The 22,086-nt window shown below is 53.3% G+C and carries 17 protein-coding genes; 11 read left to right on the top strand and 6 right to left on the bottom strand.

What is annotated here, in order from left to right; translation table 11 throughout:
• The first annotated feature begins 226 nt into the window (after window positions 1–226).
• Window positions 227–1,090, top strand: a complete 864-nt coding sequence (locus OIN60_RS21835) for a glycosyltransferase family 2 protein (protein ID WP_305756984.1) — start codon at window positions 227–229, stop codon at window positions 1,088–1,090.
• 108 nt (window positions 1,091–1,198) lie between these two features.
• Window positions 1,199–2,311, top strand: coding sequence for a glycosyltransferase (locus tag OIN60_RS21830; protein WP_305756983.1), 1,113 nt, complete (start codon window positions 1,199–1,201; stop codon window positions 2,309–2,311).
• Between the two features lie 16 nt (window positions 2,312–2,327).
• Here the strand turns inward: OIN60_RS21830 and OIN60_RS21825 are convergent, their stop codons facing one another.
• Window positions 2,328–2,843, bottom strand: coding sequence for a hypothetical protein (locus OIN60_RS21825; RefSeq protein ID WP_305756982.1), 516 nt, complete (start codon window positions 2,841–2,843; stop codon window positions 2,328–2,330).
• A 453-nt stretch (window positions 2,844–3,296) separates the two neighbouring features.
• Between OIN60_RS21825 and rfbH the strand changes: the two genes are divergently transcribed.
• The 6 genes from rfbH (at window position 3,297) to OIN60_RS21795 (ending at window position 9,711) form a co-directional block, all read left to right on the top strand.
• Window positions 3,297–4,625, top strand: a complete 1,329-nt coding sequence (gene rfbH, locus OIN60_RS21820; protein WP_305756981.1) for a lipopolysaccharide biosynthesis protein RfbH — start codon at window positions 3,297–3,299, stop codon at window positions 4,623–4,625.
• Window positions 4,622–5,401 carry a glucose-1-phosphate cytidylyltransferase gene (gene rfbF / locus OIN60_RS21815; protein WP_305756980.1) on the top strand — a complete coding sequence of 260 codons (780 nt, stop codon included), beginning with the start codon at window positions 4,622–4,624 and terminating at the stop codon, window positions 5,399–5,401. Before rfbH ends, rfbF begins: the two co-directional genes overlap by 4 nt.
• Window positions 5,402–5,415: 14 nt before the next feature.
• Complete coding sequence (gene rfbG, locus OIN60_RS21810) at window positions 5,416–6,504, top strand: CDP-glucose 4,6-dehydratase (protein ID WP_305756979.1); 1,089 nt, start codon at window positions 5,416–5,418, stop codon at window positions 6,502–6,504.
• Window positions 6,505–6,534: 30 nt separating this feature from the next.
• On the top strand, window positions 6,535–8,304 hold the full coding sequence (locus tag OIN60_RS21805; protein ID WP_305756978.1) for a thiamine pyrophosphate-binding protein: 1,770 nt from the start codon (window positions 6,535–6,537) through the stop codon (window positions 8,302–8,304).
• A 120-nt stretch (window positions 8,305–8,424) separates the two neighbouring features.
• Window positions 8,425–8,850 (top strand): hypothetical protein, encoded by a 426-nt coding sequence (locus OIN60_RS21800; RefSeq protein WP_305756977.1) that lies wholly within the window; start codon window positions 8,425–8,427, stop codon window positions 8,848–8,850.
• 219 nt (window positions 8,851–9,069) lie between these two features.
• Window positions 9,070–9,711, top strand: coding sequence for a hypothetical protein (locus OIN60_RS21795; protein ID WP_305756976.1), 642 nt, complete (start codon window positions 9,070–9,072; stop codon window positions 9,709–9,711).
• 73 nt (window positions 9,712–9,784) lie between these two features.
• On the opposite strand, the gene OIN60_RS21790 is transcribed toward OIN60_RS21795, so the two are convergent.
• Both OIN60_RS21790 and OIN60_RS21785 read right to left on the bottom strand, forming a co-directional pair.
• Window positions 9,785–12,730, bottom strand: coding sequence for a DEAD/DEAH box helicase (locus OIN60_RS21790; RefSeq protein ID WP_305756975.1), 2,946 nt, complete (start codon window positions 12,728–12,730; stop codon window positions 9,785–9,787).
• Window positions 12,727–14,379, bottom strand: a complete 1,653-nt coding sequence (locus OIN60_RS21785; RefSeq protein ID WP_305756974.1) for an SWIM zinc finger family protein — start codon at window positions 14,377–14,379, stop codon at window positions 12,727–12,729. Before OIN60_RS21785 ends, OIN60_RS21790 begins: the two co-directional genes overlap by 4 nt.
• A gap of 364 nt (window positions 14,380–14,743) precedes the next feature.
• Between OIN60_RS21785 and OIN60_RS21780 the strand changes: the two genes are divergently transcribed.
• Complete coding sequence (locus OIN60_RS21780; RefSeq protein WP_305756973.1) at window positions 14,744–16,210, top strand: chitinase; 1,467 nt, start codon at window positions 14,744–14,746, stop codon at window positions 16,208–16,210.
• Between the two features lie 148 nt (window positions 16,211–16,358).
• Here the strand turns inward: OIN60_RS21780 and OIN60_RS21775 are convergent, their stop codons facing one another.
• From OIN60_RS21775 to OIN60_RS21765, 3 genes are all read right to left on the bottom strand, one after another.
• Window positions 16,359–17,114, bottom strand: a complete 756-nt coding sequence (locus OIN60_RS21775) for a glycosyltransferase family protein (RefSeq protein WP_305756972.1) — start codon at window positions 17,112–17,114, stop codon at window positions 16,359–16,361.
• Complete coding sequence (locus tag OIN60_RS21770) at window positions 17,111–19,192, bottom strand: methyltransferase domain-containing protein (protein WP_305756971.1); 2,082 nt, start codon at window positions 19,190–19,192, stop codon at window positions 17,111–17,113. Before OIN60_RS21770 ends, OIN60_RS21775 begins: the two co-directional genes overlap by 4 nt.
• 347 nt (window positions 19,193–19,539) lie before the next feature.
• On the bottom strand, window positions 19,540–19,875 hold the full coding sequence (locus OIN60_RS21765; RefSeq protein WP_305756970.1) for a winged helix-turn-helix transcriptional regulator: 336 nt from the start codon (window positions 19,873–19,875) through the stop codon (window positions 19,540–19,542).
• Between the two features lie 314 nt (window positions 19,876–20,189).
• Between OIN60_RS21765 and OIN60_RS21760 the strand changes: the two genes are divergently transcribed.
• Entirely contained in the window at window positions 20,190–20,963 is a 774-nt protein-coding gene (locus OIN60_RS21760; protein ID WP_305756969.1) for a GTP cyclohydrolase II, read from the top strand.
• The gene (ribD, locus tag OIN60_RS21755) at window positions 20,950–22,041 is read left to right on the top strand and encodes a bifunctional diaminohydroxyphosphoribosylaminopyrimidine deaminase/5-amino-6-(5-phosphoribosylamino)uracil reductase RibD (RefSeq protein ID WP_305756968.1); all 1,092 of its coding nucleotides are present in this window, start codon (window positions 20,950–20,952) and stop codon (window positions 22,039–22,041) included. Before OIN60_RS21760 ends, ribD begins: the two co-directional genes overlap by 14 nt.
• Window positions 22,042–22,086: the final 45 nt, after the last annotated feature.

Genomic DNA, 22,086 nt, shown 5'->3' with positions numbered 1-22,086 from the left:
TGGCCTTTTGCTGTTGTCACGGCATCCGCAACACGTGATCTTTGGCTATTTGCGGTCATATGTAGGTATGAGACGAGTCTCCCCAAAATAAAATAGGATGACAGATCCCATGAGTTAAATCCCGTGAACATTCATCCATCCTTGGCATAATCTGTATAAGATAATAGCCTCTTAGAGCGGCCATCCATCAGGCGTTATCGTATCTTAACTAAGGAGAGATCATTGAATGACCCAGGAATTATTGACCCTAGCTATACTGGCTAAGGACAAAGCGCATGTGTTACCTCTGTATTTGAAAATGATTGAACGGCAAACATACCCTTCCTCAAGTATTAATCTCTATATCCGGACGAACAACAATAACGATCATACGGCGGAGATCTTAAAAAACTGGGTCGATCGTGTAAAAGACGATTATCATGAGGTCTACTTCGATGACGGCGATGTGGAAGAACCAGTGCAGGAATACAGCCCTCATGATTGGAATGCTCTCAAGCTTAAGGTTCTGGGAAGAATCAGGATGGAATCGATACAGTGGGCGATGGAGAGAGGGACTCATTATGCAGTCGTGGACTGCGACAATTTCATTGCGCCGGACACGCTTGAAAGCTTGATGAACACCGGCCTGCCGGCGGTAGCGCCCTTGTTAAAGGTGGCCGAGGTCCAGGAAAGCAACTACTCCAATTTTCACCATCTGACCGATGCCAACGGTTATTATATACCGTCAGACCCGTACTTTCAGATTCTTTATAGAGCGATCATAGGGTTGATTCAGGTGGATGTCATTCATTGTACGTATTTAATCCGCAAGGAAGTTCTGCCCTATGCGCGTTATGACGATGATAGCGCTCGCTTTGAGTATGTTATCTTCAGTCAGGGGCTGAGAAATGCCGGGATTCCCCAGTATATCGACAATCGACGTATTTACGGGGCGCTCACGTTTGTGGATACGGCAGAAGACTTTGTGGAGAAGAATGTCGAGCATAATTTTTACCTGCTTGCAGAATTACCGGCGGACACGGAAGTAGAGGTTGAGGCCCCAACAGATGCAACAGATATCACGGATGCGGCCGACGGTGATGTCCAATAATCTTACCACCGTTAAGCCTGGAAATAGACTTAAGGCTCTTTGAAGGATCTCAGACTCCGCGATCAAGTGGAGTCTAAGGTCCTAACACAATGCCAAATGAGGTGGGTTATGGATCAACCAAGCATATCGTTATGTATGATCGTCAGGAATGAGGAGAAGAATCTTCCGAGATGCCTCAGCAGCGTCCAGCCTATTGTGGATGAGATCATTATTGTGGATACCGGATCGACGGATGATACGATCGCGATTGCGAAGACCTTCGGCGCTAAAGTGATTCAGATGCCGTGGCAGGACAGCTTTTCGGACGCCCGTAATCGTGGGCTGGATGAGGCGACAGGGGATTGGATTCTCTGGCTGGATGCCGATGAAGAGCTGGATGTGAATGGGGCGAACAAACTGAAAGAGCTCCTGACCCGGGACGCTATCCGGGAGCAGGGGATCGAAGGCCTGCAATTCATCCTCTGCAGTCATCTTGAAAGGGGAATGGAATGCCTCGTTCTGCATCGCATGGTTCGGAACCGGCCGCAATATCGCTTTGAAGGAAGAGTTCACGAACAGATTATGCCCAGTATGCTGAGATTCAAGCCCAATCTGATACTGGCGCAGGTGGATATACATATCCATCATTACGGTTACTTGTCCCAGAATGCCACCCGTCAGGAGAAGGCGCAACGAAATATATCGCTGCTGCTTCAAGCCATGGCGGAGCACCCTGATTATCCGATATATCCTTATTATCTGGGCATTGAGCTGTGCAGAATTCAAAGCTTTGAAGAGGCTCTCAATCACTTTAATGCATTCCTGAATCGATCCCCCGGTTTGCCGAAGCCGTTGGTGGCGAGTGCGCACAAATACAGGCTGCTGGCATTGGCCGAAATGAAGCGTTATTCCGACTTGATCCGGCACAGTATAGAAAGCATTGCTCTATATCCCGGATTCACGGATCTGTATCATCTCATGGCGCTCGGCTGCAGGGCAACGGGGGAAAGCGACAAGGCCATCCAATTGTTGCGGAAAGCGCTGAGCACCGGTCCGGCCGAGGAATATCCGACCATAGCGGGATACGGTACTTTTTTAACGTGCCTGGAGCTCGGTTCGGCGTACAGCACTGCCGAAAATCCGCAGGAAACGGACCTGTATTTTACACTGGCGAGTCTGATGGTCGGCAATGCGGGAGTCCGCTTCCGGGAGAAGGCGAATGCTTCATCCGGACTTTCGTGAGCATGCCAGGGTTCATTCACGGCTTCGGTTCGTCCAAAATATCGGCATCCCGTGGGGGAATGTCCGGTTTGGCCTCGGAAGCGGAATGAGTCTCAGGATCGACGTTTGCCTGGAACGTGATCTTGGGCTCACGAGGCGCACGAATCAGGCGATCCATCAGGGAAGGGACCCACAGCGCCAATGCGCATCCGAAGATAATACAGATGATATAGGATTCATGCTGCTCGGGAGTGAAGGCTGGAAATACATAAGACCGATACATAAAAATGAAGCCGTTCATCACCAGTCCGCTCAAAGCCAGCCAGAATCCGAAACGTGTGGCGGAGCCTCTGTCACGGTACATTCGCAGTCTGACAAACAGGGATATCCCGGCGACGAGCAGCAATATAACGGACAGCAGAAGGAGCAGGAATGTAATGAAATATGTCTCTTGCAGGCCGAGCAGCACGTACGGACCGAGCAGCCGGAAGAAGGCTGTGGCAATGAGCCAGAACAGAATCCCCATAACCACGAATTTGAGCCACTGCATCATAATAGCCATCTCCTTGATCAGGTAGTAGGTGTATTATGTTCCGGTCTGCTTTGATATATTCACGCTATGTGACCCCTTTCTTCATTCCAACGAAGCCTGCCGCCTGAGCGGCAGGCTCATGTTATTTCCAGCCAACAAGCATGAATAAGTGACAGCACCTGTACGCCAGATACCGGAGGGCGCGCGACTTCCGCCGGTCTATCGTACAGTGGTCATCTATAGTAAAGGTGTTCATCCCGAAACGCAAAATGAATCGGGATCTTCACCGAATCTTTGATCAGCCGGTGTCTATTCTCGCTTCGCCTGTCCGCTTTGCTACATCATATTCGCCAGTTGGGAAATTATGCTTCGGCTTGCGCTCATAAATTTCAGTGACACATCATTTGCCTACGGGCACATATAGATATAAGTAGAAGAGTGCAATAAAGCTGTAAATAGGGGAGGATTATTTAGATGTCTGTATCCGAAAGGGATCTGCGCAATAAAATTCTGGAATTAAGCGCGGAATACCATGACCTGAAGTGGTCTAAGAAGGTGTTTCGACCTGGCGTGGATTATATCCCGGTCAGCGGCAAGGTGTTTGATAGCGACGAGCTGGCGAACCTGCTGGATGCTTCCTTGGATTTTGTATTAACGACACACCGGTATGCTCAAGCCTTTGAAAAAGAGTTCGCAAGTATCATGAATAACCGGTATGCCATGCTGACCAACTCGGGATCCAGCGCCAATCTGCTGGCCTTCTCTACGCTGACCTCTCCGCGTCTCGGGGACCGAAGAATTGAGCCTGGGAGCGAAGTGATCTCCGTGGCTGCCGGCTTCCCGACCACCATTAACCCGATTCTCCAGAACGGGGCGGTTCCGGTATTTCTGGATGTCGATATTCCCACGTATAACATCGATACGACGCTTCTGGAAGACGCAATCAGCCCGAAGACGAAGGCTATTTTTATTGCGCACACGCTCGGCAATCCGTTTAATCTCGAGGAAGTGAAGCGGGTCGCGGATAAGTATAATCTCTGGTTAATCGAGGACACCTGTGACGCGGTAGGCTCGGTCTACAACGGGCAGAATGTCGGCTCCTTCGGCGATCTGGCTACCGTCAGCTTCTACCCGGCGCATCATATTACGATGGGCGAAGGCGGCGCGGTGCTGACATCCTCCCCAAGACTGAAGAAGATTGTCGAGTCCTTCCGCGATTGGGGCAGAGACTGCTGGTGCAATGCGGGGGTAGACAATACCTGCGGTAAACGCTTCGACTGGCAGCTTGGCGATCTTCCAGCCGGCTATGATCATAAATATACGTATAGCCATATCGGATATAACCTGAAGGTGACGGATATGCAGGCGGCTGTCGGGGTGGCGCAGTTGAAGAAGCTGCCGGGCTTCGTCGATCAGCGCAAAGAGAACTTTAATTTTCTGATGCAGGCCTTGAAGCCGCTTGAGGAATTCCTGATTCTGCCCGAAGCTACGCCGAACAGCGACCCTAGCTGGTTCGGTTTCCCGATGACGCTGCGGAAAGAGGCTCCGGTCTCCCGAAATGTGCTGGTGCAGAAGCTTGAGGAGCTCCGTATCGGCACCCGGCTGCTGTTCGCGGGCAATATTCTGCGTCAGCCTGCTTACAAGAACATTCCTCATCGTGTGGTCGGTGAGCTGACCCATACGGACATCATCATGAACAATACCTTCTGGGTCGGCGTGTATCCGGGATTAACCCAGGAGATGCTGCAGTATACGGCAGATACGATTGGAAAAATATTGAAGAGCGGGGGTGCAACCGTATGAAGGTCGTGATTCTGGCAGGCGGCTACGGCACCCGGATCAGCGAAGAGACACATCTGAAGCCGAAGCCGATGATTGAGATCGGAGATCGGCCGCTGCTGTGGCATATTATGCGGATCTTTTCCCATTACGGTCAGAATGAATTTATCATTTGTCTTGGCTACAAGGCCAACGTCATTAAGGAATATTTTGCCCATTATTATTTATACGGCTCGGATGTCACGATTGATTACGGCAATCAAACGACGAACGAGATCATAGTTCATAATCAGTATCTGGACCCGTGGAAGGTCACCCTTGTGGATACAGGTCAGGATACGATGACCGGGGGAAGAATTAGACGTATTCAGAAATATGTGGACAATTCTACTTTTATGCTGACCTATGGGGACGGCCTTGCTGATATTAACATCACCGAGCTGCTCGAATACCACCGATCTCATGGAAAAACCGCAACCGTGTCCGCCACGCAGCCCACCGGCCGATTCGGGATGCTGGAGATGGGGGAGCATTCGGAGGTACTAGGGTTCAAGGAGAAGCCGCAGGGGGATGGCGGCTGGATTAATGCGGGTTTTTTTGTGCTTGAGCCTGCTGTTTTTAATCATATTGAGGGCGATTCGACGGTGTGGGAGAAGGAACCGCTTGAAACACTGGCCGCCTCTGGCGAGCTGATGGCATACCGGCATACCGGCTTCTGGCACCCGATGGATACCCTCCGTGACAAAAATTATCTGGAGGGGCTATGGAAAAGCGGGCAGGCTCCTTGGAAAAAAAACTAAGGGGGCACACCGTCATGGCAGTATCTAGCAGCTTCTGGAACGGCAAGAAGGTTTTGATTACCGGGCATACGGGGTTTAAGGGCAGTTGGCTCACTCTGTGGCTGCACCATATGGGGGCAGAGGTCACCGGCTATGCGCTGGAACCGAAGGGAGAGCCCAACTTGTTCACGGAGGCCGGGGTCGGAGACATCTGTCTGTCCGTGACCGGCGATGTGCGCAACCGCGGGCACCTGCTGGAGACGATGCTTACGGCCGAGCCGGATATCGTCATTCATATGGCGGCCCAGCCCTTGGTGCAATATTCATACGAGTATCCGGTTGAGACATTTGAAGTGAATGTGATGGGGACGGTGAACGTTCTGGAAGCCGTTCGGCAAGCCTCGGAGCTGAATGGAAAGCTGCGCGCCGTCCTCAATGTGACCACGGATAAATGCTACGAGAACCAGGAATGGGTGTGGGGCTACCGTGAGCATGACAGACTTGGCGGCTACGATCCGTATTCCAACAGCAAGGCATGCTCCGAAATGGTGACGGCCGCTTACCGCAGCAGCTATTTCAATCCCGATACATATCCGGCTCCGCTGCCGGTGGTTGCGACGGCTAGAGCCGGCAATGTGATCGGGGGCGGAGATTGGTCGGATAATCGCATTGTGCCGGATTGTGTGCGCGCTTTAACCGGGGACGATCCACTCATGCTGCGGAATCCGGCGGCGATTCGCCCATGGCAGCATGTGCTTGAACCGTTAAGCGGATATCTGCAGCTCGTTCAATCGATGGTGACGCACGGGAATACCTACGGTGGCGCGTGGAATTTTGGTCCGAACGAAGACAACGAACGGAATGTGGAATGGCTGGTCAGAGAGATGGGGAGGCTGTGGGGCAAGGATAATTTTTACCAGGTCGATACCGAGGCGGCCCCGCACGAAGCCCTTAACCTGAAATTGGACAGTGCGAAGGCGAAACGGCATCTCGGCTGGTCTCCACGATGGGATACCCTTACAGGCCTCAAGTATACGGTAGAGTGGTACCAAGCCTATCAGCGGCACGAAAATATGCGGCAGGCCTGTGTGGATCAGATTGAAGCGTATATGGCGGCGATTTAGGGTAAGGCATCTGTGTAGAGGAGGACTAGGATGAAATTGTCCGATTACGTCATCGATTTCATCAGCCGTCAAGGTGTCAAGCATATCTTCGAAATGACAGGCAGCGCCATCGTCCATCTGATCGATTCCACGATGGATGCCGACGACATCCAGACGGTATCGATGCATCATGAGCAGGCCGCCGCCTTCGCGGCCGAAGGCTACGGGCGGATTAACGGCAAGCTTGGGGTGGCGATGGCGACCAGAGGTCCCGGAGCGCTGAATTTGCTGACTGGGATCGGAAGCTGTTATTTTGATTCTGTTCCCACCCTGTTTATTACCGGTCAAGTCAATACGTATGAATATAAGTTTGATCGGCCTGTCCGACAAATCGGCTTCCAGGAGACGGATATCGTCAGCATCGTTAAGCCGATTACCAAATTCGCGAAGCTCCTGATCGACGAAAAGAAAATCCGGTATGAGCTCGAAAAGGCGGTGTTCCTCGCGCGGCATGGCCGTCCGGGTCCAGTCCTGCTGGATCTGCCGATGAATGTGCAGCGTGCGGAGATCGAGCCGGATGAGCTGGAGAGCTTTTTCGGCAGTGAGGAGCACCTCCAATATGAGGATTATGCGAGCGCCGGCGAAATCCCGGAATTGGAGGAGGTGCTTGGCCTGCTGGCCGAGGCGAAGCGCCCCCTTGTGCTGGTCGGGGGAGGCGTCCGGGTGGGGAACGCGACGTCCGAGCTGCGGGAGTTCGTGGATAAGAGCGCTATCCCCGTGGTCAGCTCCTTACTCGGATTGGATGCCCTGCCAAGCAGCCATCCCTTAAGCGTGGGGTTAATCGGCTCCTACGGGAACCGCTACAGCAATTTGGCAGTGGCGACCTGTGACCTGTTGTTGATTCTCGGCTCCAGGCTGGATACCCGTCAGACGGGAACGAAGCCAGCTACCTTTGCGCGTGGAGCGAGGAAGGTTCATGTCGATATTGATCCAACCGAGCTGAATGCCAAGGTCCGCGCAGATGTTGTGATTCATGCTGACGTCAAGCTGTTTCTGCAGGAGATGAACAAGCAGGTGCCCCAGGCACCGAAGCGCAAATATGCGGCATGGCGGCGGACAATTGAGGATTATATGCTGCGCTACCCAAGCGGCGTGAGACCGATGAAGCCCGGCATCATCGATCCGAATCAGTTCGTTCAGCTCCTGTCTGTCTGCTGCGAAGAGAAGGATCTGATTGTGCTTGATGTCGGTCAGCATCAGATGTGGGCCAGTCAATCCTTTCAATTAAAGCAGGGACAGCGCCTGCTGAACGCAGGTGGCATGGGGGCCATGGGATTTGCCCTTCCTGCGGGAATCGGAGCCGCGCTGTGTGAACCGGACAGCAGAGTGGTTGTCATTGTGGGTGACGGCGGCTTTCAGGTGAACATTCAGGAGCTGCACACGATTGTGCAAAATCGGCTGCCGTTGAAAATTTTCGTGATGAATAATCATCACCTGGGCATGGTTCGGCAATTTCAGGATATGGCTCTGGACGGACGACGGCAATCCACAGTCGAAGGCTACGGCTGTCCCGATCTGATGAAGGTGTCGGAGGCCTATGGCATCCCCGCGAGGCGGATCATGAGGTTTGAGGAGGCCAAGGACATCATTAGCGAAGCGTTGGAGCTTCCGGGACCTTATCTCGTGGAGGTCAACCTGGAAACCGATACGGAGGTACACCCGAAGCTGGCCGTGAACCGGCCGATTGAGGATATGTATCCGTTCCTGGATCGGAGCGAGCTGAGAGCTCTGATGAAGATCAAGCTGGAATCGAAGGAATGACCCCTCGCCGGGCAAGCGAATAATGGCCTACCAACTATTTTGCAATAGATAGACAAACAAACAAGCCCCTCCTCTTTTACCCACATATAATGCTGTATAACGAAAGGGGAGGTGAATTACATGTCCGGTTACTACGGTCATGGCTCGAACAACTGCAGCAACGGAAAATGCCCGGACCAGACGATTATAGATCCACCGAAAACTCAGTATCAGAACATTTACAAGCAACAATTGGTGAAGGTCATTCATCCGATTGAGATTGTGAAAAAAACCCATTGCTGCCCTGTGTATCAGCATTGTTATGTGTACACCGTAAGAGAAGAAGTAGCGGCTCCTCAGAACCCTGGGACTTTCACTCCTCCCGTAGGGGTCCCTGGACCCGCCAGCATCAATAGCTACCGGAACAAGAAGGCTAAGAAAACATCCGCTGTAAGCCGCAAGGCCAGCGTTAGCAATCCCAAAGCAAAAATAAAGAGCAGAACATCCAGCAAACCAGCCAGCAAGCTGGGAAGCAAGCTCACAAGCAATCGTATGAAAAAGAGATAATGAACGTTCCTTCATCAACGCGAGCCGCCGAATATCCTTCGGCGGCTGGTTTTTTTGTGTGGGAAGGCGAAATAGTAGAAGAGCTGGAGAAAAGAAACTCTGGACTTGGAGCTAAGGTAAGTTATGATTAGGATGCAAGCTCCTGTATGGTTACTGCGGGCGAAGCTGTTTATGGGATGTGGCAAGCACTTAGTGGCAAGCACTTACTAGGAGGTGTATATGGCCGATTTGAATGTACTGTTTATCTATATTGGCGGGGGCGTAAAGCAAGCGGTTTACTTATCTAGAGAGGACCTGGAGCTCTGGAAAAGGTGCTGGGAGAGCACCGCTAACTTTATAAGTAGTGATGGTAGAGTAGGGTTAAATCCAAGCAATATTTCTCATTGGCACGTCGGGGATGGTCATACGGAATTCTTCACTAAGCCTTTTCCTGTAACGGGCGAAGCTGCAGCGGCTTATGAGTCGGTAGGATTCAAGGCAGATAAGAGAGTAGTCAAATCAGAGCCTGCAACGACAAGCCCTGCCACACACCATTCAACAAGCTCTTATTTAATAGGGACGGATAATAAAGAAATTCTTCCATTAATTACACCGAAATATGTCGACGGAATTCGCAATGATTACCCTGAAGAATTAGAAAAAGAGGGCGACACCCTACACCATGTTGAATGTAAGTGTGGAGCCGAGTATTATTTCCGCCGAGATCGATTACAGAAAATATCAGGATGTAAAAATTGCAATAATCCGGTATTGTTGGATTACTCCAAAGGAACTCACTTATCTCCATTAGGATGGGCTTACACCGTTACCAACAAGTATTATGTTGATCGAAAAAAGTGGCTACATAGAGGGAACCAGTGAAGGGACAGCTACCTGTAAATGTAGGGATAAAAAATGCAAGAACTCTCCGGGTCCGGAGAGTTCTTTTTGCTGTTCAATCGGCGGTCCACTCCCGGCGGAGTGTGAAGAGGTCCTGCAGCTCCTCATTCGACAGCTCGGTAATCCAGCCTTCCGTGCTGGAGATGACCTGATCGCTGAGCTGCTGCTTGCTCTCCAGCATCTCGTCAATCCGTTCCTCCAGTGTGCCCAGCGCAATAAACTTGTACACCTGCACATCCTTGGTTTGTCCCATCCGGTAAGCCCGGTCTGTCGCCTGATTCTCAACGGCCGGGTTCCACCAGCGGTCGAAGTGGAAGACATGGTTGGCTGCAGTCAGGTTCAGACCGACACCGCCTGCCTTGATAGACAGGATAAATACGTTCGGCTGCTCCTTCGCTGGCAGGTCATGGGATTGGAACTGCTCAATCATGCGGTCGCGGGCGGTCTTGGAGGTGCCGCCGTTCAAATAGAGCACAGACTCCTGCAGCTCCTGGCCAAGCACGCTCTGCAGCATCACCCCCATCCCGATATACTGTGTGAAAATCAGGCACCGCTCGCCTTCTTCACGCAGCTCCTTCACCATAGCCACAAGGCGCTCCAGCTTGGAGGAGCGGCTGATCAGGCTCGCTGTATCCCCGGACTCGCCGCCACCGGCAGGTTCCTGCTCCTGTACCGTTTCCTTGGTGAACAGCACCGGATGGTCACAGAGCTGCTTGAGCTGTGTGAGCGCGGACAGGATTGCCCCTTTCCGTTCCATGCCTTCCAGCTCCTTCATCCGTTCCATAAGCTGCTGCACCGTCTGGTCATAGAGAGCACTCTGCTCAGGCGTCAGATGAATGTAGGTTTTCATTTCATTTTTGTCCGGCAGATCAAGCTGTATAGCTGGGTCCTTCTTCTTGCGGCGCAGCATGAACGGCTTGACCAGCCGCTGCAGGTCCTGCGTCCGCTGTTCGTCGTGATCCTTCTCAATCGGCTGAATGAAGCGGGTCGTAAAGCCCTTCAGACTGCCCAGATAGCCCGGATTGATGAAGTCGTAAATGGACCACAGCTCCGCCAGCCGATTCTCGACAGGGGTGCCCGTCAAGGCGATCCGGTGGCGGGCGGACAGGCTGCGCACGGCGGCGGACTGCTTGGTCTGGGCGTTCTTGATATTCTGCGCTTCGTCCAGACAGATCGACTCCCAGGTGAACGATTGCAGCAGCTCCTGATCCAGCGTGGCGGTAGCATAGGTGGTCAGGACGATGTCCGCCTGCCGGATTTGCTCCGCAAATGCTTCTCCGCCGGACCGCCTGCTTCCGTAATGCAGCATCACCTGAAGTGAGGGAGCGAACCGGCTCAGCTCCTTCTGCCAGTTGCCGAGCACCGAGGTGGGGCAGATGAGGAGGGCGGGGAGGGCCGTGTTCGGCTCCGCCGTCTCGCGCAGATGCAGCAGGTAGGTGATGAACTGAATCGTTTTGCCGAGGCCCATATCATCCGCCAGGCATGCTCCCAATCCAAGCTGCCGCAGGAATGCAAGCCAGCTATACCCCTCAAGCTGGTAGGAACGCAGCTCGGCCTGCAAGCCAACCGGAACGGACGGCTGCGGCCCTTCGGTCCTGCGCTCAAGTCGGCTGAGAAGCTGCTGCAAATACCCGTCGAGCTCCACCTCCAGCTTGACCGGCTCGTCATCCTTGTCGGGCTCCTGTCTCTTGGGTCCGTACCGCCGTGGCTGCTCCTCGTTCTCCAGCAGGTGAAGGTGCAGCACATCCTGGAAGGATAGGCCCTGCGAGCTGTCCACGCCCTCCATGATGCGCCGGATCTGCTCCAGCAGGGCCGGGTCCAGCGTAATCCACTGGTCCCTGAAGCGGACCAGGCGCTCGTTGCGGGCGGAGAGCTCAGCGAACTCCTCCTCGGTCAGGTCCGCATCTCCCACGGCAATGCGCCAGTCGAAGCTGATAATCGAATCCAGGCCGAAGAGTGATTTGCCCTGGCTGTCGCGCTCTTCGGAGCGCAGCTTGGCCCGCAGCCGGGGCTTCTTGCGGGAGGCGGCCTCCCACCAGGCTGGGAGCAGCACCTGCCATCCGGCCTCCAGCAGGCGGCGGCTGTCGGCCGTCAGGAATCTCCAGGCGGCCTCATCCGATAGCGGCTTGCCGAGGACCCCGCCGTCTCCTCCGCCGGATAGCTGCTCTCCGGCCAGGTTGGCGCGCAGGCCGGCCAGCCAGGCTGGCGAGCGGTCCCGCACATGGCCTGTCCAACGGTCCGGCCATTCTCCGGCCGCTTGCCCGTCTTCGCCCAGTTGGATCGGCACGAGGCTGGCCGGATCAAGCTTGTCCTGCAGCACCAGCCGCAGCCGCCACTGCCATTCTTCATCATCCGGCTCAAGCAGCTGCAGCAGCGGCCGGAACGGTGCGCTGTCCGCCTTCCAGCCGATGGCCACCAGCCAGCTCGGCGCATCCCACGCGGAGGCCGCGCCGTTGCTTGCGAAGAGCTGGGGATACTCCCGCCGCAGGTCGGCCGCTTCCTCCGCAGTTCCGTACCAGCGGCTGAAGACGGCGGCGGAGAAGGCCGCAGTGAGCGCTTCATCCGTCCCGATTCCCTTGAGCTCAGCCTGCAGGCCGGCCTTCAAAGCCTCAGCATCCCAAATCCATTCCAGCCGTCCAGCCCGGAAGGCGGAGAAGCTCGGGAGGTATTTCCTCTCTTCTATACAAGCAGCGAGCGCTGGGGCGAGCCGGACGATTCCTGATTCGTCCTGCCCCCACTCCCATTCGATATGCTCCAGCAGCTCACGCTGTGCCAAGAAGGGAATGACCTGCTCGGAGGGCAGGATGATGACCTCGGCCTCCTGCACCTGCCTCACTTCCAGCTCTGTGCCGTAGTAGGAGGGCTCATGCCATGCGAACAAACGCTGCTTCAGCACCAGCCCGGGCAGGTAGCTGTCCGTCCCCAAGGTGCCGTAGATGAGCGCGTCGCCGTGTGCGCTAAGTGTGATATGAACGGTATAAGCGGTGGTAAATAGGCTCATGACAGCAGCTTTCCTTTCCGAAGCTCCTCCTGCAGTGCGCGCAGCCGTCCGTGACGGGTGACGAAGGAGGTGAAGAACGCTTCCCAGCGTACTTCAAGCTTCAATTTCTTGTAGAGCTTGGCCAGCCTTTTCAGCAGCTTGACCGCAGCTTTGTAATCCTGCCTGTTCTTGAGCAGCACATGTCTTTCGACCGCCTGATGGTAAAAGGGCAGCAGCAGCTCGGGCGCATTCCGCTCAATCGCCTGCAGCTCCGTCACGCGGTAATTGAGCGGCTCGCTGCCGCTGCTCAATTGGTAATCCATCCATTGCCGGTATCTGCCGCGCTCCAGCAGGGCTTGTGCATAGATGCTGCTGGAGCGCGGAAGCATGTCCGTCAGCGTGTCCCACATTTGCGGCTCCAGCTCTGGCAGTTGTTCGAGCGCTGCTTGCCAATACGTAAGATACTCGTCCAGGCTCTCTATACCCAGCAGAGGGCCAATCGCCATAAGTCCGTCAACGAGTCGTGTCCATTCCCCTTGCCTGCGCAGCACGCTCAGCAGCAGCATGAGCTGGGCGGGGGGAAGCTGCAATGCAGAGCTCCGGTCGGCTTCCTTCAACAGAAGCCAGGCCTCCTTATCCCGGGAGAGGAATACATACATCCAGCAGCGGGCGAGCAGCCACGGCACCCGGGCAAGCGTGCTGCCCAGCTCCTCCTCAGCCGCCTCCAGCACCTCCAGCTCCTTCAGGAATCTCCCGGTTCCGTTCACTTGAGGAGCGAGCCACTGCATCCAGAACCGGTAGTAGATATCCGGAAAATAGTGGCTGCGGCTGTTACTCTCGGCCAGCATGCGCTTGCGCAGGTAGGATAGTGTGTCAGTCATCAGGCTCCAGTGCTCGGGATTGCCGGTCATGGTCAGCTCTTCCGACAGACTGAGGCGGATCGCGGCCTGCATGTCATCGGCCGCAAGCTGTGTATGGTACCCCAAATATAAGTAGCTTGGCCGGGCCATGCCCGGGGTGTGTCCGATCAGCTTGTCCAGCACGAACAGGTGGGAATGCAGCCCGAAGAGCTGTTCCAGCACGGGGGCGAGCGGCGGCTTGACAGCATAGATGGCTTGCAGGGCCTGCTGAGCATACTGTACAGCCTGTGCGGCGCTCCCCAGGGAAGCTGTGCATTGCTTGAACAAGCGGTGCCATTGAGCTACATTCATTTCTGCCACAGCCAGCTCGTTCGCCTGTTCACTGCCGGATGGGTACGCCGCAACGGAGAGGGCTGGCGCGCTTCCTAAGGTCTGGACCGGCTCCAGCTCCAGCTCCGGTGGCGTTTGTGCCGTCTTCCTGGCCAAGTCAGCCGAGTGCGCATTGACGATGCTGTACACCGGACCCTCCTCCAGCGCTGCGTCCTGCAGCAGAGCGGCGATCATATGTCTGCAGCCGCTGTCCTCCTTACACGAGCACTCGCTTTCCTGCAGAACGTTGAGGTTGAGCTTGACCCGGACGACAGGCCCGTTTTCCTGCACGAGAGCTTTGACAAATCCCGGATCAGACCTGTCCAGCCCATGAACCCGTCCTTGCTTGTAATATTGGAATCCGCGCTTGATCGTCAGATCGCTGAACACCGCTGCAACCTGCTGAACAAGCTGGTCCCACTGTATCTCATCTTTCATCATTTATCTCGTCTCCAGACTGCTTGTTGTGAATCCATTCTATTATACCAGTTCAAGATTGTTCCCTCTTATCCTATAAATTTCTCCCTGTGAGAGAAAGGGGAGCAATGATATATTAATGGTAAATATAACCTTTCACTTCCTGCCAATCCGTAGTTCCCCTCTTGCGCAACGTTCTTCTTCAGCGGTTGTAGCTCTTCTTTTAAAGTATATGCCAATTCGTGCTTACAGGAACTGCTTCTATTAAAACTACCAAAACTGCATACGTTTTGGGAACTCATTGCCTATCTGTCTTGCGATTAAGGAGGTGATGCTGAAGAGAGTGGAGAGAGATCATAGATTTGACTATGACAAGGAGGAATTTACTATGATTCGAAGCTTGCTGACCATTCGTCGTCACAACGGTAGGATGCTGTCGCTGTTGCTTGTCCTGACTCTAATGACTGCTCTGCTGCCGGCTGCAGCTTTTGCTGCGGACAGGGGAGCGTGGGCACCCAATGTAAGCTATGCGGTGAAGGATACGGTAACCTATAGCGGAGTAACGTATCAGGCCATTCAGGCGCACACCTCCCTGGTGGGATGGGAACCGCCCCATGTACCGGCCTTGTGGGATCAGATTGAAGGCGGCGGAGGCGGTGATACGACAGCACCCAGCGTGCCAGCCAATCTGACGGCAACCGGGGTTACTTCATCCAGTGTGTCCTTATCGTGGAGCACATCCACGGATAATGTTGGGGTTACCGGGTATGTGATCTATCGAGGCTCCAGCCCCGTACTTACGGTATCTGGCACGACGGCTACGGTATCCGGGCTTGCCGCCAGTACATCCTATGTCTTCAGTGTAGCAGCCAAGGATGCCGCAGGAAACACTTCTGCCGCAAGCACCCAGGTGACGGCGACGACCTCTCCTTCCGACGGAGGCGGGGGAGGCGGCGATGTGCCGGATCATACGCTTACCGGTTACTGGCAGAATTTCGTGAACGGGGCCACTAACTTGAGATTGCGTGATGTGCCTGACGAATACGATATCATCGTGCTGTCCTTCGCCGACATGGATACATCCAGGCCCGGGGCGGTTACATTTAACGTGGACTCTTCGCTCTCTTCAGCCTTGGGAGGCTATACCAATGCCGATCTGATCAGTGACATTAAAGCCAAGCAGGCAAAAGGCAAAAAGGTCATCATTTCGATCGGCGGAGAGAGAGGTAATATTGATCTCAGCACGGCATCACCGAACGTGTCCAATTTTGTGGAAAGCATGTCCGGGGTCATTTCACAATTCGGCTTGGACGGCCTTGATGTCGATCTAGAGCACGGCATGAATGTGCCGAATTTAACGAGCGCGATCCGTCAGATCCAGCAGCGGGTAGGCTCAGACTTCGTGCTGACGATGGCCCCGCAAACCATTGATATGCAGAGTGAAAATACGACCTACATGCAGCTTTACAAAAATCTGAAGGATATAACCACCGTCATCAATGTTCAATACTACAACTCGGGTTGTATGCTTGGCCGTGACGGCAAATGTTATCCGCAGGGCAATGTAGACTTCCTGACCGCCTTGTCGGACTTGACGCTGCAGTGGGTATCTCCATCCCAATTGGGCATCGGGGTTCCGGCTACATCGAATGCGGCAGGCGGAGGTTACGTTGATCCTTCTGTCGTGAATAACGCGCTGGGCTGTCTTGCGACAGGCAGCGGCTGTGGTAGCTATAAGCCAGTGGCCAAATATCCGGATTTGCGCGGGGCTATGACATGGTCCGTTAACTGGGATGCGACCAGCGGTTACCGGCTGGCGAAGACGGTGAAGCCGTATCTGGAGCGTATGCCTTAAACCGGGCTCCCGGACAGCTGTATCCTGCCTGTAAACTAATGCTGTTTTCAAGGCGAATAGTCAAGCGGAAGAAGCAAACGCAGCCCGTCTCTGAAGGAGAGCGGGCTGCGTTTGCTGATGCTTGGGCTGTATTTAAGATTCAAATCTTTTAAAAGCAAAGATTGAAGTACTCCGTATCTTTCCGTAAATCGACAGCATGTAAGGCGGTCCCTTGATACTGCTGTTCAAGCTCGTCCGGGCCCCACCAATGCTGGTACCCTCCAAAGGAGCCGCTAGGGGGCATGCGGGTCTTGATTTGCAGCTTGCGTTTTTTTGTTTCCTCTGTCCATGGACTGAATGCGTACCACAACAGCATAGCGCCTGGCGGATTTACCTGGTGTGGATGAGCCGTGGAATGCCTGCCTATGTGATAGTAGCCATTCGGGAATCGGTGGATTACCCGGCTTCGGGTATGTCCAAGTTCAATAAATCCATAATAACGTTGTTGAAAAAGATGATGGGACAGACTGAGGGGGGGAAGTGGTATGTCCAACGGATCGACCATGATGGCCGAACGGATGGCGCATGCTTGATGGCCGCTTTGTTCCACTTGCTGAAGAAAAAGGTCTATATCCTTGCAGCGGAAAAACTCGGTTATATTCAATGCCATCTTCCACCCGTCAAATTCTTGTTCGATGTCCATAACTTCACGGTCGGCGGAAATCGAATCGAAATATTCATTGCGCGAATCGCGTATCTCCCAACGGGGAGCAAACTGACGGATAATCTCGACGGACCGGTCCGTCGAGCCGTAATTAATGAGGACGCCATGGTCGAACAACCGGGTATGGTTAGCAAGCCACCAGGGCAGCAAATATTCTTCATTATAAAAGTGAGCAATAACGGTTCTGCGCAGTCTTGTCATGACGTGATTCTCCCTTCTGGAAAATACTGCATATACACATCCTGCTCGTTGCTGCGGGCTTGTCGTATTCGGGAGACGATTTCATCGAAGAAGTTCCACGACAATACCAAGACAAACAGCGGCTGTTCAATATCACGAAGAGCGTCCGAAGTGCGGATCGGAATGTTCCGACCAGGGGTCAGCATGCCGTTCTTGAGCGGATTGTCGTCCACGATGAAGTCAAGATCAAGCTTCGCGAAATTCAAAAACGTATTTCCTTTCGCCGCTGCGCCGTAGCCAACGATCTTGTAGCCCCGGTCCGCGTATTCGCGGATCGCTTCATGCACACGGTCTGCAGTCTGCTTCATCTTCTCGCCGAAACGCCGGTAAGTAGGCAGCGTGTAGAAACCTGCCTGCTCCTCTTCCTCTTCCATTTCACGGACTGATGCGTCCGGTGTGGCGTCTGCCTCGCCGAGCGTCCACAAATAGCTAGTGCCGTGAACAGGTACTTTGGTCCCGTGGATCACCTTCAGTCCGGCGTGCTTGGCCAATGTGCGGAAGGAGCGGGTCGTGAAGAACGAATGGTGCTCATGGTAGATCGTATCAAATTCAAAGCGCTTGAACATTTCGCTCTGCGAAGTCTGGATATAAATCTTGCCGCCTTCGGCCAGCACTTCACGGCATGCGAGCAAAAATTTCTGCGGATTGGACACGTGGGCCAGCACGTTCATTGCCACTATTACGTCGTACTTCTGCTTCAAGCGGCGAGCCGTCTGGAGGTCCCAGTAACCGACCAATGTCGGCACTCCTTTGTCTGCCGAGATCTCACGCAGGTTTTCGGCCGGATCGACACCTTGAACCTCATGCCCCTTCTTGGCGAAATGCTCCAGAAGACTGCCATCGTTGCTTGCAATATCAAGGACGCGCAGCTTCTTCTTGGGCTGCTGCTGTTCCACCGTCTCAACGAACGATCGGAAGTAATCCTGCAGTGTGGCGGTCGTCCCGCTGACGTACAGATAATGCTTGAACAGGAGATCCGGATTCACCGCAATGCTGAGCTGGCTGTGGAAGCAATCCTGGCAGACATTTACCTCCAGTGGATAATCAGGCTGCTTTTCTGTGCCATCATGATAGCTGTTGGCTAATGGCTGGTGGCCGAGATTTGCGTACAAATGCAAATTCTCGCTATCACAGCACAGACAGCGGGTCAGTCGTTTGTAGCGTCTGACTTCAAGCCCCGTTGTATGGTGTTGTTCCAGCAGATCTTCCACGATCGACTCGATCGTATCGTTGAAAGCAAACTGATAGGTGCGTTCAAACTTGCTGCTATCCATGCTGAAATTGTAGGCGGTGGAATCCGGGAGCCGTTCGATCGGCACGTTCATGATCCGGCTGACGGCTTCAGCAATATCAAGCACCGTCGAATTGAAGCTGGCCAGATTGTATACGCCCGGCTGGCCATTTCCGGTCAAAATTGCTTCGATCGCTCGGCACAGGTCGTTCATGCCCAGTAGCGGACGATAGACGTGCGAATTGTTGATCTTGATCTTGCCTTCCTGCAGCGTTGTCCAGACCATCCGGTTAATCATCAGGTCCAGCCGAAGATTGGCTGAGCTCCCATTGACCGTGCCGAACCGCAGGGCGTAGTAGTTCTTGCCTGAGATGGCTGCAAATTGATCGGCCGTATATTTGGTCAAATCGTACATATTGGCTACATTAAATTGCTTCGATTCCTCGGTGGTTTGTGTGCCGCCAGTTCCTGTATAGACACTGGAAGAGCTGGCGTAGATCAGGACTGTATCGCCAACCTTGTCTAATAGATCATAAAAATCTATTAAATTATTATGGAAAGCACCGCGCGGATCTTCGACTGCCATCTGGACGCTTGAGTGGGCAGCTAGATGAATGATCGAATCGTATTTTGACAATTGATCCTTTGTCAGATCCCTATAGTGCATTCGTAGGTTCGCCGGATTGGTAGAATTCCCGTATATCTCCAAATCCACCGTATCTACCGCATATCCGCGTTTGCTCAGATAGCTATACAGCTTGCTTCCGATGTAGCCGCAACCACCGATAATTAATATAGAATTTCTCAACTCTCAAAACCCTCCTCACAGAAATACATCCGACATATGGAGCCCCTACGGATTCAATTTGAGGCCTCGTACAATATATGCGTTGAGAGATTTATATGTTACAGAAATTAACAACTAATCCTGTATTTCGAAAGATTACTTCTAATAATATAAAAGATCCGGAGCTCCTTTAAGGTGACGCCTGCCACAGCCATCAGCCAAATCAAGACCGAATTTTCTCTATAAGTGGCGGTGATTTCAAAGCCAAAGAGCATACAAAAAGCTGGCACCGGTTGAGTACCGATGTCAGCTTGGGGGGGACCTTTTCCCACTTTTTGTGGGCTTTGTTTGCCCGGCCAGTTCCATTTTTATTGCTTCTCAAGCGCGGGCAGTACTTCGATCCAGCGGGTGGCCCAATTTTGTATATTCTCGAGTAAAGGGGCCAATTCGCGGCCTTTCTGTGTCAGTGAATATTCGATGCGGACGGGCTTCTCGGGATAGACGGCACGTTCAATAATTTCTTCTTCCTCCAGCTCCTTGAGACGCTCCGAGAGGACCTTGCCGCTCAGATTGGGCAGGGCATTCTCGATGCCGACAAACCGCTGCGGCCCGTTCATGAGCTGATAGACAATCAACGTTGTCCAGCGTTTGCTCAGCAGTTCAACGGCTCTCTCGAACCGGGGGCATAGTTGCTGTGTTTCCATTACCTATCACCTCTTTGAATTTCATTATACAAAGACTATTAAAAATATACAATGTTACTTATCATAATATCCATTACTTGACGAAATGAAGTTTTATAAATATACTTTGTTACATAAAGTAATCAAATGAGCGAAGCCTAAAGCTTTGATCATTAGGTGTGAGCAGACTTCCATCCACTGTAAGTGAATCACATTTCGCTTCCAAAAAGCGAACATATATTCTATAATATCTATATCGCACTTTGAAAGCTGAATGCATCGGGTGGGTATAGTTCACAATTTCTGTAATTTAATGAAGCTAAGGATGGTGCAGCATGATTTATGACAACGCAGTCTCCATATTGAAAGATAAACTAGCAACTGTACAATCAGATACATCAACTAATATTTTGGTCGGGCCCATCAGACTTCCTGTGAATCTTGACGGTAAAACCGTTGTGTTCCAATGGTACAGCTGGCTGCCTGTGCAGGACGAGGCCGACCGGGCTGCTTGTGAAACGGCGACTACGGAGGCCTTGATCAAGCGGCTCTCTTCTCTGAATCTGGCGGAAGGGCAGCAGTCCAGCGTGCTGGTATACGGTGACTTTGAGCACGCCGAGGATGCGCTGATCCGCATGCACAGCATCTGCCACACGGGGGATATTTTCGGCAGCAAGCGCTGTGATTGCGGGTACCAGCTTGAACAGTCTATGAAAATGATTGCGGACAACGGGGCAGGGGCTCTCTTCTATCTGGCGAATCATGAAGGTAGAGGTATCGGGTTGTTCAGCAAAGCTATGGCGTATATTCTGCAGGAGAATGGTATGGATACGGTGGAAGCGAATCTGGCTCTCGGTTTCGTGGACGACTCCCGCAGCTACACGGATGCCATCAGCATTCTCAAGCATCTGAGACAACAGCCGGTGACGTTGATTACGAACAATCCGAAGAAGCTCGAAGCCTTGAAGGCTTCCGGCATGAACGTGGTCAAGCGTGTCCCGCTATGGGGCGATGTCTCTGAATTTAACGTTAAATATTTGCAGACCAAGGTGAATCGTTCCGGTCATTTCGGTCAAAATGAGGAGATCTTAAAAAATGAGTACGCATGAGACATACATGAGATTGGCTCTGGATAATGCCAAAGCGGCCCGCGGCCAAACCCGGCCCAATCCTATGGTGGGCTCGGTCATCGTCAAGGATGGACGAATCGTAGGGATCGGGGCCCATCTGAAGCCGGGCGAGCCCCATGCAGAGATTCATGCGCTGCGGATGGCGGGTGAGCATGCGCAAGGGGCGACCATTTATGTCACGCTGGAGCCCTGCTCGCATCATGGACGGACAGGTCCATGCGCCGAGGCCATTGTTCGTGCAGGCATCCGCCGCGTCGTGATTGCCGCGATGGACCCGAATCCGCTGGTAGCGGGCAGGGGTGTGCAAATCTTGAAGGATGCGGGCATTGAGGTCATGCAGGGTGTGCTTGAAGAAGAAGCCGTCCGGTTGAACGAGGTATTCAATGCTTATATTGTGAGCAAGCGGCCTTTTGTCACCATTAAGTCGGCGGTCACGCTCGACGGCAAAATTGCGACAAGAACGGCAAGCAGCAGATGGATCACCTCCGGAGAGGCCAGAGAGGATGTTCACAGATTGCGCCATGAGCATGCCGCCATTCTGGTAGGTGTTCAGACTCTTCTGCATGACGATGCCCAGCTCACCACCCGACTCCCGGATGGAAGAAATCCGCTGCGTATCATTCTGGACAGCCGCCTTCGCACCCCGTTGGACGCGCGTGTCGTAACGGATGGAGAGGCGGAAACGTGGATTTTTACCGGCAGCGCGCCGGATGAAGCCAAGCGGCGGCAGCTTGAGCAAGCAGGGGTCAAGGTCATACCGACGGAAGGTGAGCGTGTGAATTTGGAGCAGATGCTCGATATTCTGGGCCAGCATGAAATCTCCTCGCTCTTGGTGGAGGGTGGAGGACAGGTGAACGCCTCTTTCGTCGAGCAGGGGCTGGCTGACAAGCTTGTATTATATGTAGCTCCGAAGCTGGTCGGGGGCAAGGATGCGCCGACCTTCCTCGAAGGCTTGGGCGCAGCGGTGATGGATGAAGCCGTCTCCCTTACCCGAATGAGTGTGCAGCAGGTGGGCGTTGATCTGAAAATTGAAGCCTATTTTCCAAAAACAGACTGAAGCTGAGGGAGCCAAAGGACCTCTAATCCTGCTATTGAGCGGGAT

The sequence above is a fragment of the Paenibacillus zeirhizosphaerae genome (assembly GCF_030705605.1).
GTDB classification, from domain to species: Bacteria; Bacillota; Bacilli; order Paenibacillales; family Paenibacillaceae; genus Paenibacillus; species Paenibacillus zeirhizosphaerae.
This window is presented reverse-complemented; position numbering and strand designations above follow the sequence as displayed.